General features: G+C 65.7%; 10 protein-coding genes. 1 reads left to right on the top strand and 9 read right to left on the bottom strand.

Going from position 1 to position 13,838, the window contains the following annotated elements; all coding sequences use genetic code 11:
• Positions 1-55: 55 nt before the first annotated feature.
• From QW863_RS13740 to QW863_RS13720, 5 genes are all read right to left on the bottom strand, one after another.
• Positions 56-862 (bottom strand): DsbA family protein, encoded by an 807-nt coding sequence (locus tag QW863_RS13740; protein WP_315713803.1) that lies wholly within the window; start codon positions 860-862, stop codon positions 56-58.
• A gap of 87 nt (positions 863-949) precedes the next feature.
• Positions 950-3,439 carry a hypothetical protein gene (locus tag QW863_RS13735; protein WP_315729325.1) on the bottom strand — a complete coding sequence of 830 codons (2,490 nt, stop codon included), beginning with the start codon at positions 3,437-3,439 and terminating at the stop codon, positions 950-952.
• Between the two features lie 38 nt (positions 3,440-3,477).
• The gene (locus QW863_RS13730) at positions 3,478-4,662 is read right to left on the bottom strand and encodes a hypothetical protein (protein WP_315713805.1); all 1,185 of its coding nucleotides are present in this window, start codon (positions 4,660-4,662) and stop codon (positions 3,478-3,480) included.
• A 1,176-nt stretch (positions 4,663-5,838) separates the two neighbouring features.
• On the bottom strand, positions 5,839-6,678 hold the full coding sequence (locus tag QW863_RS13725) for an NlpC/P60 family protein (RefSeq protein ID WP_315713806.1): 840 nt from the start codon (positions 6,676-6,678) through the stop codon (positions 5,839-5,841).
• Complete coding sequence (locus tag QW863_RS13720) at positions 6,671-8,053, bottom strand: leucyl aminopeptidase family protein (protein ID WP_315713807.1); 1,383 nt, start codon at positions 8,051-8,053, stop codon at positions 6,671-6,673. Before QW863_RS13720 ends, QW863_RS13725 begins: the two co-directional genes overlap by 8 nt.
• 193 nt (positions 8,054-8,246) lie before the next feature.
• On the opposite strand from QW863_RS13720, the gene QW863_RS13715 reads away from it, so the two are divergent.
• Positions 8,247-9,053, top strand: a complete 807-nt coding sequence (locus QW863_RS13715) for a tetratricopeptide repeat protein (protein ID WP_315713808.1) — start codon at positions 8,247-8,249, stop codon at positions 9,051-9,053.
• Between the two features lie 24 nt (positions 9,054-9,077).
• On the opposite strand, the gene QW863_RS13710 is transcribed toward QW863_RS13715, so the two are convergent.
• The 4 genes from QW863_RS13710 to QW863_RS13695 form a co-directional block, all read right to left on the bottom strand.
• The gene (locus QW863_RS13710; RefSeq protein WP_315713809.1) at positions 9,078-10,319 is read right to left on the bottom strand and encodes a Zn-dependent hydrolase; all 1,242 of its coding nucleotides are present in this window, start codon (positions 10,317-10,319) and stop codon (positions 9,078-9,080) included.
• 84 nt (positions 10,320-10,403) lie between these two features.
• Positions 10,404-11,378 (bottom strand): type II secretion system F family protein, encoded by a 975-nt coding sequence (locus QW863_RS13705; protein WP_315713810.1) that lies wholly within the window; start codon positions 11,376-11,378, stop codon positions 10,404-10,406.
• 8 nt (positions 11,379-11,386) lie between these two features.
• The gene (locus QW863_RS13700; RefSeq protein WP_315713811.1) at positions 11,387-12,361 is read right to left on the bottom strand and encodes a type II secretion system F family protein; all 975 of its coding nucleotides are present in this window, start codon (positions 12,359-12,361) and stop codon (positions 11,387-11,389) included.
• Between the two features lie 11 nt (positions 12,362-12,372).
• Positions 12,373-13,836, bottom strand: a complete 1,464-nt coding sequence (locus tag QW863_RS13695) for a CpaF family protein (RefSeq protein WP_315713812.1) — start codon at positions 13,834-13,836, stop codon at positions 12,373-12,375.
• Positions 13,837-13,838 lie beyond the last annotated feature (2 nt).

Below are 13,838 nucleotides of genomic sequence, written 5' to 3'. Positions count from 1 at the left end.
CGCTGCACAAATCGAGACCTCGGGCGTCGATGCATGTCTTCGCGATCGGAGCGTACTACTGGCGAGCCTGCTGAATTCTGGCCTTCAGCGTGGCAAGTCCGACCGCGCCGACGATGACATTGCCGCCGATGACATAGCTCGGCGTCCCGTTCAATCCCAATTTCTGCGCAAGATTGCCGCTCTCATCGAGGCTTTGGCGCACCTCCAGGCTGTCCATGTCCTTTTCAAGCTGAGCAACGTCGAGACCGATCGTCTGCGCGATGGCCCACGCGCGCGCCTTGTCGGCGGGTCCGCTGCTTTGGAGAAGCCGCTGATGAAAGTCGAGGTATTTCGCGCCCGTCGGGTCTTGCATGCGTACCGCTACCGCGACGCGCGCCGCCTCCAGCGAGCCGGGGCCGAGGATCGGAAATTCCTTGAGCACGATCTTGAGCTTGGGGTCGCTCTTCAACAATTCGAGTATCTCGCCGAGCGCGCGCTTGCAGTAGCCGCAGCTGTAATCGAAGAACTCGACCAGGGTGACATCACCCAGCGGGTTGCCGAGCGTGACCTGGTGCGCGGACGCGAACAAGGCCGGCGCATTTTGCTTGACCAGTTCAGTCTTGTCGGAGCCGGGCGCTGCCGCCGGCATCGCGGCTTGCCGCTTCTTGATCAGGTCGGAGATGGCCTGTTGCACGGCTTCGGGGTGCTTGGCGAGGTAGTCCTTCACGACCTGCTCGATTTCTTCGGGATGGGTCGCTATGTAGTCCTTGACGATCGCCTCGATGTCGCTGCGCGAACTCTCCGCTCGGCCGGGCTGCACGCAAAGCAAAGACAGCGTGAAGACGGCAGCCGCCGTGGCAACGCTACGGATCAAATTGGTCATCGGTCATCCTCCATATGGCTGCCGACTTCCGCAGTTGGCGTGCAGTAATGATTTGCGAATTCGTGTCCTCGTGCATCGCTGCTTCCTTCATCGTCGCGGCATCATCATGCCGGGCGGGGGGGCCGGTCTGACCCCCGGCATGCGCGGCGCAAATCGGCCGGTCGGCCGGCAGCGCGCGCCAAGCGGCCCCGGAATCCAACCGGGGGGGCAGACGATCGGGCGACCGACATCCGGCGCCCGCCGGTCCCGCGTCACCCCCGGCTTGCGTGCCACGCACACGCCGTCGGCATTGCGCCGCTCACCAGGTTGGCACGTCGTCGGCAGCTTCGGAATCACGGGGACGACCGTGGTGGACTTCTTCTCGATCGTCTTGGAGCACTGGCTTCGATCCTTTGGGTCGACCGGGGCCGCGCAGCACTCGCCGCTCGTCGTCAGATTCGCGGACGCGCAGCATTTGCTATTCGCAGTCGGCACGAAGCCCGAGGCGCAACACTGTGAAAGTCTCGGCAGCCAGTGCAGCGGTATGCATAGCGTGCCGTCGGGGCTCGCAATCTGGCCGGCCGGGCAGCACTGTCCCTTCGACGTCGCCTGGCTCTTGAGACAGCACTTGCCGGCGATCTTCACATAGCCGGTTGCACAGCAGCTGGGGCATTTCCAGTCCGGGATTTTCGGCTTCAACGGATCGCACACGCCGTTCACCACGGTCGTCCCGCAGCAAAGTTGTTGGCCAATCGGGCCGGAATAGATCTGGCTGTTCTCGCAGCATTCATTGTTCGGGCCGATCGCCGTCTGGTTGACGCCGCACATCGGCTTGCCGATATCAGTCGACGGATTGTTGTTCGAACAGATGCCCCCCGGCTGCAGGTCTTTGGGCGAGCAGCATTGGCCATTGACCAGAACATTGGGCGGGGCGCAGCTCGACGCGCAGCTCTTGGTCTTGATGATCCAGATCTGATTGGGCGGACAAACCGATCCGTCCGAACCGCAGACATGGGTCTTGCAGGTCTGCAGACCCGGCGGCTTCGGCATGCCGGCGGGAGGCGGCGCGCCGGCTGGACGCGGCGCCAGCCGTATCCGTGCGGCTTCCCTTGTACACGCGCGCAAGATGGCGATATCTCCCATGTGCCCGCGAGCTGATAGATCGGGCGGCGCGTCGGCATAGTCGATGAAGTAGCTGAGCAGCGGTGGCTCATCGCCGCGGCGGATGCGCCAGATCGGATTCCCCTGCAGTCCGTCGATCGCAAGCGCGTCGTTCTGGCCGAGTTGAGCCACGAGCTTGGGATCGGTGGCGTTGCGCAATTGTTCGCCGGTGGTCCAGACGAAGCCGCCGCAGGAGGCCGGATTCATGGTCCCGCCCATGTCGTAGCTGTAGCCGATCGCGACGCCGCCATTGCCATTGCGGAAACGTTCGGGGAATCCCACCGCATATTCGTCCGGCAAGGGCTGCCAGATCGGCTGCCTGATCTCAGTGACACCGATCAGCGTATAGCGCAGCACGCGGCCGATCGACGGCGCGGACAATGCCTCGAAATCCTGCGCCCCGGTCGGAGCCGGCCGCTCGGCCAAAAACATCCGTCCCTCATCGTCGAAAGTAATCCTGGAGATCTCGGTGGGACCGGCGGCGGGCGGTGCGACGACTTCGATTCTGGCGTCCGCACCGAACGAGCCGTTCGCGTTGAGCCCGACCGACCACACCCGCAAGCCCTCGGCGACCGCGTAGTAGAGCCGGCCGTCGCGAATGGCGAGGCCGAACACTCGCCGATCCGGTGCCGCGTAGCCCCAGGTCTCGGGCTGCGCGCTGTCGAATTGAGGACTCGTAATATCGACGCCTGGCCCGGCTGGCGCCGGCGCCGTTGGAAGTTCCGCGGCTGCGCTGCCGGCGACGCCGTGATCATAGACACCGAGGTCGACGCCGTTCGGGCCGAAGCGATGGATCAGCCCGGTCTCACGGTCGGCGACGAACAGAGACTTGGTCGCCGGATCATAGGCTAATCCCCCGAGCGCCGCGCCCGAATTGGCCTTGTCGCCCGTGGTGACATTCGCGAACAGCGTCACCGCGCCGGTGGCGCCATTGATCTTCCAGATCGATCCCGGACCGCCGCCCGGACCCCATTGTGCCGGCATGAAGGTCGCGCCGCTAGTCCCGAGCCTGACATGTTGCGGTCGACCTTCAGGTCCCGGCGCGACGATCGAGAGACCATAGGCGGATGTCGCCGCGACGTAAATGTTGGCGGGGGAACTGTCGTCCAGAGCGACGCCAAACACCTGCCCGATCGACTTCGCGCTGACGGTGAACGGCTTCGGCGCACCGACCAATTGCGCCTGGGGCGGACCGCCCATGCGTCTTAGATCGACGATGCGCAGCGACGGCCCTCCAGGATCGACGATGGTCCGAACGTCGGGATCCTGACCGGGCTCGATCTCGAACGGGCGAATAGCCCCGGAGAATCCGGTGACTGCAGCATCGCCGGGGGTGTAAACGCCGGGCGGCGTTTGCGCCGACGCGGGCCCCCCGAGTGCGAGAGGCAGGATCAGCAGCCAGGCGAGGCGCCGCATCGCGCGGACGGCGGCTGTCAAGGACGTCTGTCGGCCAAGCTCAATCATGTCGGTCCGCCTCATTTCGGCTGCTTGGGCCGCGGCTCGCAGGAGCCGGTCTTGACGTTGGGCACGGTGTCCGGCGGGCAACATTCTCCACAATTGGTCATCTGCGCGGGATTGCAGCAGCTTCCGTCAAAGGCCATTCCCTGGCTCTTGTCGGAGCAGGGCGTGACACAGGGGCTGTTCTTGTCGCCGCCGAGTCTTGTCTGTCCGGCCGGGCAGGCCGCGGGCGGACACATGCCGTAGGGCGCAAAGCCGAAGACCGCCACCTGGTTGGTGTCGTCGCACAGGCACTCGGAGAGCCCGTCCGACTTCAACGCGCCGGGATGGGTGTCCTTCGGGCAATCGCACGAGAACACGTACTTGCTATCGCCGGATCCGGGGTTGGGGACCTGTTGCCAGTGCGGCACCATCGGTTTCGGACAGGTGCAGTAACTGCTCCCTGTGTGGCAGGCATAGGCGCCGGGATCCGTGACCACCAGCGTCCCGTCGCCGGTTTCCACCATGCCCACGCCATATCGATCGTATTGATCCTGATAGACGCCTTTGCTGGAAGGGCTGAAGATCGAGCCGGGACCGCCGATGCCTTGACATTCCGGGTACCTCCACCACTCCATGTAAGGTACTTTTTCGCACGTCGCGTTGATCGCGGCGCATGTGGCTTGAGCAGGCGGAAGGACCTCGCAATCGCCGCAGGACTGCATGCCAAGCTCTTCCTGCCCCCAGCACAACACCTCCTGAAGACATGAGCCGATTTCGGAACCCAATCCAACGGTGCTCTGCTCGCTCTTGCAGGCGCATTTCACGACGTCTGCGGCCGCGCCAATGGCTGCGAGCTCCTTGGAAAGATCGCCGAGAACATTTTCTGCGATCGCGTTGCCAAAGATCGTGTTCAGCTTGCTGACGACTTGGTCGGCGTTGCCCTGCGCCTCTGCGCAGAATTGATTGACCAGGGCTTGCCCTTTCCCCGTGTCCGACCCTGACAAGGCGACGCCGCTGAGTGCTGCGGTCAGTGCAATCGCCGCGTAGCGGCTTGCGTCATTCTCATAGACCGACTTGCACACATATGCGGCGGACAGCGTCCCGATAAAGGCATCCGCGATGTCTTCTGGACTGCAGCCCGCTCGCGCCGGCGACGCCAGCAGAATCATCGCGGCGACGATGGCCGCTCCTTGAACCCGCCAGCGTCCTGCGCGCCCCATGATCCGCCCCTCTGTCGCATCAACGTGGCCGTTCTTCTCAACGTGGCCGTTCTTCTCGATTCCAGCCTTGCGCTAGATCAACAGAGGCGATTGCAATCGCGCCATCAACCGACTGCGCCAACCGGCGCCATCAGGATCGACACCTCATCACCGCACGACCGCCATTCTGCAGAGCTGCTCGTCGTGCCCGCCGCTCATCGACCGGCCACGATGGAAAGCGCCTCCGCACCAGTCCTGCCCACCATGCGCGGCTTCCTCCCTTGGAAGCTTTCGGACGCCGGCCGCCCGAACATGCCGCGCCGTCAATCATGCGGCCGGCATCCGAAACCCTTCACAGAAGCGGCAATCGTCTGCCGGGCACGAATCTGTCGCTATACTCTCGAGATCGGGCGAATTGCCAAGAGCGCCGACAGTCAGAATCTCAGCTCTCTTCGGCTGCGGCGAGAACCCACGCGATTGCGGGTGATTTGGCCGACGGGCGCGGTCCACGAACGCCTGTCCAGTCCTCTCGTGAAAAATATTCATCTTTCTTTTTTTCGGAAATCGTGCATACTCCGCCTCGTCCTGCCCCACGAGAGGGACGTACGCGTCGTCACGGACGTCGGGTGCGGGATGCGATGGCCGCGATGATGTTGCAGTGTGCATGTGCGCACCGACGAACGGCGTCATGCGGACGACGAAGTCGTGTGGTCCTGGCGCCCCGATGCTGGCGTCAAGGTCGCGGGAGCCGATGAGGCCTGCGGCCGACAGGGGCAAGAAAGCCGGTCCCTGGGGAGATCACGAAGTAAGTCGCAAAACATCGCGCAGGGAAGGCCGGATGTTCGGCCCGTACCTGTGGTGACTACCGCGTGCTTGTTGCACGCAACCACGGGTGCGGTCGGCACCCGGCCTTCCCTGCGCCCTCTCATGTTGCCGAGGGCGGATGATTGCAGCAGGACTCGGACCGATGCGGCCGCGAGAGTGCGGATGCTTGCCCTGCTGTTTGGCGCGGCCTGTTGCTGTTTGATAGGTATATCGGACTCTTGCGCCGCTCTCTCCGCGTCATTGCGAGCGCAGCGAAACAATCCAGAGTCGTGGGCGGGACTCTGGATTGCTTCGCTTACGATCGCAATGACGGAGGAGGGAGCCTGCGTCTCAAAACCTCATCGGGAGGACGCGCCAGCGCGATGAGGCGAGTCAATCCAGCCGCTTGATCGCGAGCACATCGCTCCCGCTCGCCTTGATACGGGCAATCGCTTCGCCGATCGGCTCGATCTGCGTGGCCATATGAAACGCGTTGGCGTGGACGATCGTGTCAGCATCGCGCACGATGGCGACGTGGCCCTTCCAGAACATCAGATCGCCGCGGCGAAGCGGCTCTCCGCCGTCGAGCAAGCGCCCCAGCGCGGCGAGCTGCATGTCGCTGTCGCGCGGGCACGGCACACCCGCAGCATTCAACGGCACCTGCACCAGGCCCGAGCAGTCGATGCCGAGGCTGCTCTTGCCGCCCCACAGATAGGGCGTGCCGACGAAGCGCTCGGCGACTGCGACGAAATCGGACTCGACATGGTCGAGACCGACGACATGCTGCTTCGGCACGAACCAGCCCTCGGCCGTCACGACGAAGCTCGACTCCTCGCGGACCACCGCGACAGCGGACCCCATCGGCAGCGTCGCGACCGGCGGCAGCTTGATCGACGGACCCGGGAACGCGAAGCTGCGCAGCGCGCTGATCTTGTGCGTTGGCGCCGCAGCCGGCGTTGCCAGCGCCGCCTCCGGCAGCCAGCCGACATACTGATCGGCTGCAAGCTGGCCCCAGGCCCAGCCCTCGCCATTGCGGTCGTAGACCGTGACGCGCTCGCCCTTCAGCGCCTGCGTCGCCAGCTCGGCGCCGGAATATGGCTGCTGGCGCAGCGGCGCGATCGGATCGATGACCACCAGCGCCTCGCCCTCGACGAAGCGCTGAGCGGTCACCTGTCCCCTGAGATGCTTGGCCGCGATGTCGCCGCGCGCGGGCGTGAGGCGCGGATCAGGCATAGCGCTCGCTCAGCAGCTTATAGAGCGCGCGCGCGGCCTGGCACTCGCCGCCTTCGGGCCGGCCCGCCTTGGCGGACGGCGTCCAGGCGAAGATGTCGAGATGCAGCCAGCTCTTCGCGTGCTCGACGAAGCGCTGCAGGAACAGCGCGCAGGTGATCGAGCCGGCGAAGCCGCCTGAGGGCGCGTTGTTGATGGTCGCGACCTTGGAGTCGAGCCACGAGTCGTAGGGCGCCCATAGCGGCATCCGCCACAGCGGATCGTTCTCGGCGGCCGCGCAGCGCGCGACGTCGGCGGCGAGCGCCTCGTCCTGGGTGTAGAACGGCGGCAGGTCGGGACCGAGTGCGACGCGCGCGGCGCCGGTCAGCGTGCCCATGTCGATCAGCAGGTCCGGCTTGTCCTCGTCGGCCAGCGCCAGCGCATCGGCCAGGACCAGCCGGCCCTCGGCATCGGTATTGCCGATCTCGACCGTGATGCCCTTGCGCGAGGGAAACACGTCGAGCGGACGGAAGGCGTTGCCGGCGACCGCGTTCTCGACCGCTGGAATCAGCACGCGCAGATGCAGCTTGAGCTTGGCATCCATCACCATCTGCGCCAGCGCCAGCACGTTGGCGGCGCCGCCCATGTCCTTCTTCATCAGGAGCATGCTGCTCGACGGCTTCAGGTCGAGCCCGCCGGTATCAAAGCAGACGCCCTTGCCGACCAGGGTCACCTTGGGATGCGATGGATCGCCCCAGACGAGCTCGATCAGGCGCGGCGCGCGGGTCGAGGCGCGACCGACGGCATGGATCAGCGGATGGTTCTGGCGCAGCAGATCGTCGCCGACGATGCTGGTGAAGCGCGCGCCGAAGCGGTCGGCGACCTGCTTTGCCGCGGCCTCGAGCTCCTCGGGTCCCATGTCGTTGGACGGCGTGTTGACGAGGTCGCGCGCCAATGTCGCCGCGTCGGCCAGGCGGTTCAGCTCGGCGGCGTCGACGTCATCCGGCGGAACGAGGCGGACCTCCGGCGTCTCGGTCTTGCGGTAGCGGCCGAAACGGTAGCTGCCGAGCGCAAAGGCGAGCGCGGCGAGCCGTGCATCATGCGGCGCATTGGCGAAGCGGTAGGTGCCGGCGGGCAGCAGGCCGGGCAGGGCGCCCGGCCGGAACAGGTCACGGTGCTTGGCGTCGTCGTCCTCGAGGCCGAACAGCACCTGCGCGATGTGGCCGTCGGCGGCGGGCAGCGCCAGATAGCTGCCGGGCTTGGCGGCGTAGACGTTGGCCTCGGCGAAGTTGCGTGCTTCAGCCGACAGGCTCTCCTTGATCCCCGGCCAGCTCGCCTTCGTTACGAAGGTGATCGGGATGGCGGACGTTGTGGAGGCGGTCTCGAACATCGACGGCATGCCTAATGGTTCCCTAACTGGCGCGCGGCAGCCAGACTTCGCAGAGTTTGAAGGCCGCTGCAATCACGCCGGCCGCCTGGCCCGCAAACCGACGCGGATGTGACGATGGCGCCGTGGCCGCGCCATTAACCGGCTGTTAGCGTTAACAGTTTATTGCTGGCGCGTTCAATTCGCTCGTTCGAGTCCACGTGACATGCGTCAATCGCCTTCCATTCCCCGGCTGCTTGCGTCCGTTGCCCTCACCGCGCTCGTCGCTGCGGGCCTCGGCGGCTGCCAGACCATGTCCGACGTCACGGGCTCGCTGCGCGGCCGGGCCGAGCCGCCGCCGCCCGCGACCCCGCAGCGCGCGGTCGAGGTGTATGGCGAGCGCTACCGCGCCAACCCCAAGGATGCGGCCATCGCAGTCGCCTACGGCCAGGCGCTGCGCAACAACGGCCAGCGCGAGCAGGCGGTTGCGGTGCTGGAGCAGGCGACGCTCGCCAACGCCGGCAACAAGACCGTGCTCGCGGCCTATGGCCGAGCGCTGGCCGACAACGGCAATTTCAAGCTCGCCTTCGACGTGCTGTCGCGCGCGCACTCGCCGGACAATCCCGATTGGAAGCTGCTGTCGGTGCAGGGCACGGTGCTTGACCAGATGGGCCGCCACGAGGAGGCGCGGCGCTATTACGATAGCGCGCTGAAGATCGTGCCCGGCGAGCCCTCGGTGCTGTCCAATCTCGGCCTGTCCTACATGCTGACGCGGGAGCTGCCGAAGGCCGAGGAGGTGCTGCGGCAGGCCTACGGCTCGCAGGGGGCGGACGCGCGGGTGCGCCAGAACCTCGCGCTCGTCGTTGGCCTGCAGGGACGCTTCGCGGAGGCCGAGCAGATCGCACGGGCCGATCTGCCGCCGGACGAGGCCGCCGCCAACGTCGCCTATCTCAAGCAGATGATTCAGGGGCAGAGCCAGGGCAAAGGCAAGGCGCGCAATGCGCCGATCGCCGCGCTCAACCAGCCGGACTGACGACGTGCCTCGCTGATGACCCGCCTATCGTGTCGCGCCTGTCAGCAGGCGGCGGCAGGTGTCGACGAACACGTCGGCGCCGGTGACGATGTCGGCATCGGAGGTGTTCTCGGTCCAGTGATGGCTGATGCCGCCGATCGACGGCACGAACAGCATGCCGGCCGGCATGATGGTGGCCAGCACCTGCGCGTCGTGTCCGGCGCCGCTCGGCATCCGCAGCGACTTGCCGGCCGCGAGATCGCGGCTGGCGGCCTCGACCGCATCCTGGAACGTGCCGTCCATCATGGCCGGCGCGCCGGTCCGGATGCGCTCGACGGCGACATGGCAGGGACCTGCGTCTGACGCCTGCGCAGCCACCTCACGCAGCAGCTCTTCGAGCCGGTCGACCACGGCGGCATTGTCGTCGCGGATCTGGAACAGCATCTCGGCCTGGCCGGGGATGATGCTCGGTGCGCCGGGATCGAGCGTGATGCGTCCCGTGGTCCACACCGTGCGCGGGCCGCAGGCGGCCGGAAAGCGCGCATCGATCGCCACACAGAACTTGGCGAGCGCGAGCCCGGCATCCTTGCGCACCGCCATCCGCGTCGTACCGGCATGGTTCTGCTCGCCGGTGAAGGTGATGCGGTATTGCCAGATGCCGACGATCGAGGTGACGACACCGATCTTGAGCCCGCCCGCCTCGAGCGTGTCGCCTTGCTCGATATGAGCTTCGAGATAGCCGATATGCCGGCCGCGCTCGGCCTGCAGGCGCGGCCGTCCGGCGAGGCCCATCTCGGCAAGCGCCTCCCGCATCGTGCGCGGGCTGCTGCGGTCGCGGGCAGCATCGATTTCGGCCTCGCTGACGTCGCCGACATAGGACCGGCTGCCGAGCATGCTGCCGAAATGGCCCTCCTCGTCGCACCAGGAGGCGACCTCCACCGCACCGACAATGGACGGATCGGGATTGAGCACGCGCGCAGCCTCCAGCGCGTAGACGACACCGAGCGGGCCATCGAGCCAGCCGGCCTGGTTCTGGCTCTCCAGATGCGATCCGGCCAGCAGCTTGGGGCCTGGCTTGGCGCTGGTGCCCAGCACGTTGCCGATGCCGTCGATATCAGGCGTCAGTTGCGCGTCGGGCAGGCGCTCGGCGAGCCAAGCGAGAGATTGACGATGGGCGTCGGAGAAGGTCGGCCGGTGCACGCCGGTCTTGTAGGTGCCGAAGGCGCGCAGTGCGTTCAGATCGGCCAGGACGCGGGCGCCATCGGCGCGGCGGAGCTTGTCGGACATCAGGCGGAGACCTCGATCATGCTCCGCCTAGCTTCCAGGGGAGAGCCGCGACCGCAAGCGAAATTTCTCGCGAGCGGTCTACCTCTACTGCATGGCCGCGACCTTGATGCCGGTCGGTCCCAGAATGACCACGAACAGCACCGGCAGGAAGAACAGGATCATCGGCACCGTCAGCTTCGGCGGCAGCGCGGCCGCCTTCTTCTCGGCCTCGTTCATGCGCATGTCGCGATTTTCCTGCGCCATCACGCGCAGCGATTGCCCGAGCGGGGTGCCGTAGCGCTCCGATTGCTGGAGCGCGAGGCAGACCGACTTCACGCCTTCGAGGCCGGTGCGGCGGGCGAGGTTCTCGTAGGCCACCTTGCGGTCCTGCAGGTAGGAGAGCTCCGCGGTGGTCAGCGTGAACTCCTCCGACAGCGCGATCGACTGGCTCGAGATCTCGATCGCCACGCGGCGGAAGGCGGCCTCGATCGACATGCCGGATTCGATGCAGATCAGCAGCAGGTCGAGCGCGTCGGGAAACGCGCGCTTGATCGACAGCTGCCGCTTGGAAATCGCGTTGCTGAGGAACAGCATCGGAGCCTGCAGGCCGAGATAGGCCATGCCGACGCAGATGCCGATCTTGATCGGCATCGATTTCTGCAGATGCGCGATCACGAAGACGTACAGCACGGAACCGACGAACAGAACCAGCGGCGTCACCAGGCGCGCGAACAGGAAGGTGATGTAGGGCGCCTGGCCGCGGTAGCCCGCCATGATGAGCTTCTCGCGGGCCGCCTCCTGAGCGAGCCATTTCGTGAGGTTGAAATCCTCCACCACACGAGAGATGAGCTGCTTCGGCGTCTGCCGCAGCGAGACCTTCTCGCCGGCGTTCAACCGCTCGCGCTCGCGCTGCTTGATCCGCTCGCGTTCGCTGGCGACCGCCTTCATGCGCTTGTTCAGGTTCTCGCCTGCGAACAGCGGCATGATCAGCGTATAGACGGTGGCCGTCGCCGCGATGGCGGCGAAGAACATCGTCATGAAGTGCGGGTCGTGCAGCTTGGAGACCAGAATGTCGACCATGGTCCACCTCAGAAATCGAAATTGATCATCTTCTTCATGACCAGGATGCCCATCGACATCCAGATCACGCAGCCGACCAGCATCAGCTGGCCGGTCGGATGGGTCCAGAGCAACGAGATGTAGTCGGGCGTGCTCAGATAGACCAGCAGCATCACGATCGGCGGCAGCGATCCGATGATGCCCGCGGACGCCTTGGCCTCCATCGACATCGCCTGGATCTTCTCGCTCATCTTCTTGCGGTCGCGCAGCACCTTCGAGAGGTTGCCGAGCGCCTCGGAGAGATTGCCGCCCGACTTCTGCTGGATCGCGATGACGATGCCGAAGAAGTTGGCTTCGGGAAGCGGCATCCGTTCATAGAGCCGCGCACAAGCCTCGCCGAGCGGCATGCCGATCGCCTGGGTCTCGATGATCCCGAGGAACTCGCTGCGCAAAGGCTCCGGCGCGTCGGCGGCGACGACCTTGATGGATTCGAACAGCGGCAGGCCTGCCTTGATGCCGCGCACGATCACGTCGACGGCGTCCGGCAATGCCGCCAGGAATTTCTTCTCGCGCCGCTTCTTGAGGTAGCCGAGGATCCAACGCGGCAGACCGAGACCGGCGGCGAAGCCGAGCCCGAGCGCGCCGAGCGGGCCGCCACCGGCGAAGAAGGCAACGGCGCAGACGACGAAGCCGAGGACACCGGAAACGATCCAGAATTTCTGCACGGTCCAGTCGAGTCCGGCCTGCGAAATCCGCATGTTCAGCGGGACTTTACTCTGCTTCTGGGCCTTCGCCTCGAGATCCTTCAGCGAGGACTCGACCTGCTCGCGGCGCGAGCGTTGGCTGCGTTCGGCCTGTCGGACCACCGGCTCGGACTTGGCGACGGTGCTGCGCCGCTGCTCGGCCTTCCGCTCACCCGACAGCAGGGGATAAAGGAACACCCAGGCGATGCCGCCGATCGCGGTGGCGGCGAGGAAGGCAAGGGCGAGAGCCTGAAGCTTCATGGGGTCTCTCCTCAGTCCTTGCTCGCAACTTCGGCGGCATCGAGTGCAGCCGCAAGCCGCTTCTCTTCGCCGTAGTAGCGCGCACGTTCCCAGAACCGCGGCCGGCCGATTCCGGTCGAGCGGTGGCGCCCGATGATCTTGCCGTTCGCGTCCTCGCCGATCATGTCGTAGAGGAAGATGTCCTGGGTGATGATGGTGTCGCCTTCCATGCCCATCACCTCGGTGATGTGCGTGATGCGGCGGGAGCCGTCGCGCAGTCGCGCCGCCTGGACGATGACGTCGATCGAGGCGCAGATCATCTCACGGATGGTCCGCGACGGCAGCGAGAAGCCGCCCATCGTGATCATGGATTCGCAGCGGGACAACGCTTCGCGCGGGTTGTTGGCGTGCAGCGTGCCCATCGATCCGTCGTGACCGGTGTTCATGGCCTGCAGCAGGTCGAAGGCCTCGGGTCCGCGGACCTCGCCGACGATGATGCGCTCGGGCCGCATACGCAGGCAGTTTCTCACCAGCTCGCGCATCGTCACCTGGCCTTCGCCCTCGATGTTGGGCGGCCGGGTTTCGAGGCGCACCACATGTGGCTGCTGCAGTTGGAGCTCGGCGGCGTCCTCGCAGGTGATGACGCGCTCGTCGTGATCGATATAATTGGTCAGACAGTTCAGCAGCGTGGTCTTGCCCGAACCGGTACCGCCGGAGATCAGCACGTTGCAGCGGACGCGGCCGATGATCTGCAGGATCTCCGCGCCCTCCGGCGAGATCGCGCCGAACTTGACGAGCTGATCGAGCGTCAGCTTGTCCTTCTTGAACTTACGAATGGTGAGCGCGGGGCCGTCGATCGCCAGCGGCGGAACGATGGCGTTGACGCGCGAGCCGTCGGCGAGACGCGCGTCGCAGATCGGTGACGATTCGTCGACGCGGCGGCCGACCTGGCTGACGATGCGCTGGCAGATGTTCAGGAGCTGTTGGTTGTCGCGGAACCGGATGCCCGTGCGCTGGATCTTGCCGTTGACTTCGATAAAGACCGTACCGGCGCCGTTGACCATGATGTCAGCGATGTCGTCACGCGACAGCAGCGGCTCCAGCGGGCCATAGCCGAGCACGTCGTTGCAGATATCGTCGAGCAGCTCTTCCTGCTCGGCGATCGACATCACGATATTCTTGATCGCGATGATCTCGTTGACGATGTCGCGGATTTCCTCGCGCGCGGATTCGCCGTCGAGCTTGGCCAGCTGAGCGAGATCGATCGCCTCGATCAGCGCCCCGAAGATCGTCGCCTTGACCTGATAGTAACTGTCCGAACGCCGGGCCTCGACAACCGGTGGTGGCGGCGGCGGAGCCTGCCGGGTCGGAGCCAGAGGTGGCGACGGCACGGCCGGAGACGCCGCGCGTGGTGCAGCCGGCGCCGGCTCGGGCGCCGGCGCGGCCGGCCTGAGGGCCCTGGTATCGTTGTCCAATCCGCTACGCTTACCAAACACGA

Origin of the sequence: Bradyrhizobium sp. SZCCHNR1017, assembly GCF_032381375.1 — a bacterium.
Classification (GTDB): Bacteria; Pseudomonadota; Alphaproteobacteria; order Rhizobiales; family Xanthobacteraceae; genus Bradyrhizobium.
Note: the sequence above shows the minus strand (reverse complement) of the source record. Positions and strands in the feature narration are given on the sequence as shown.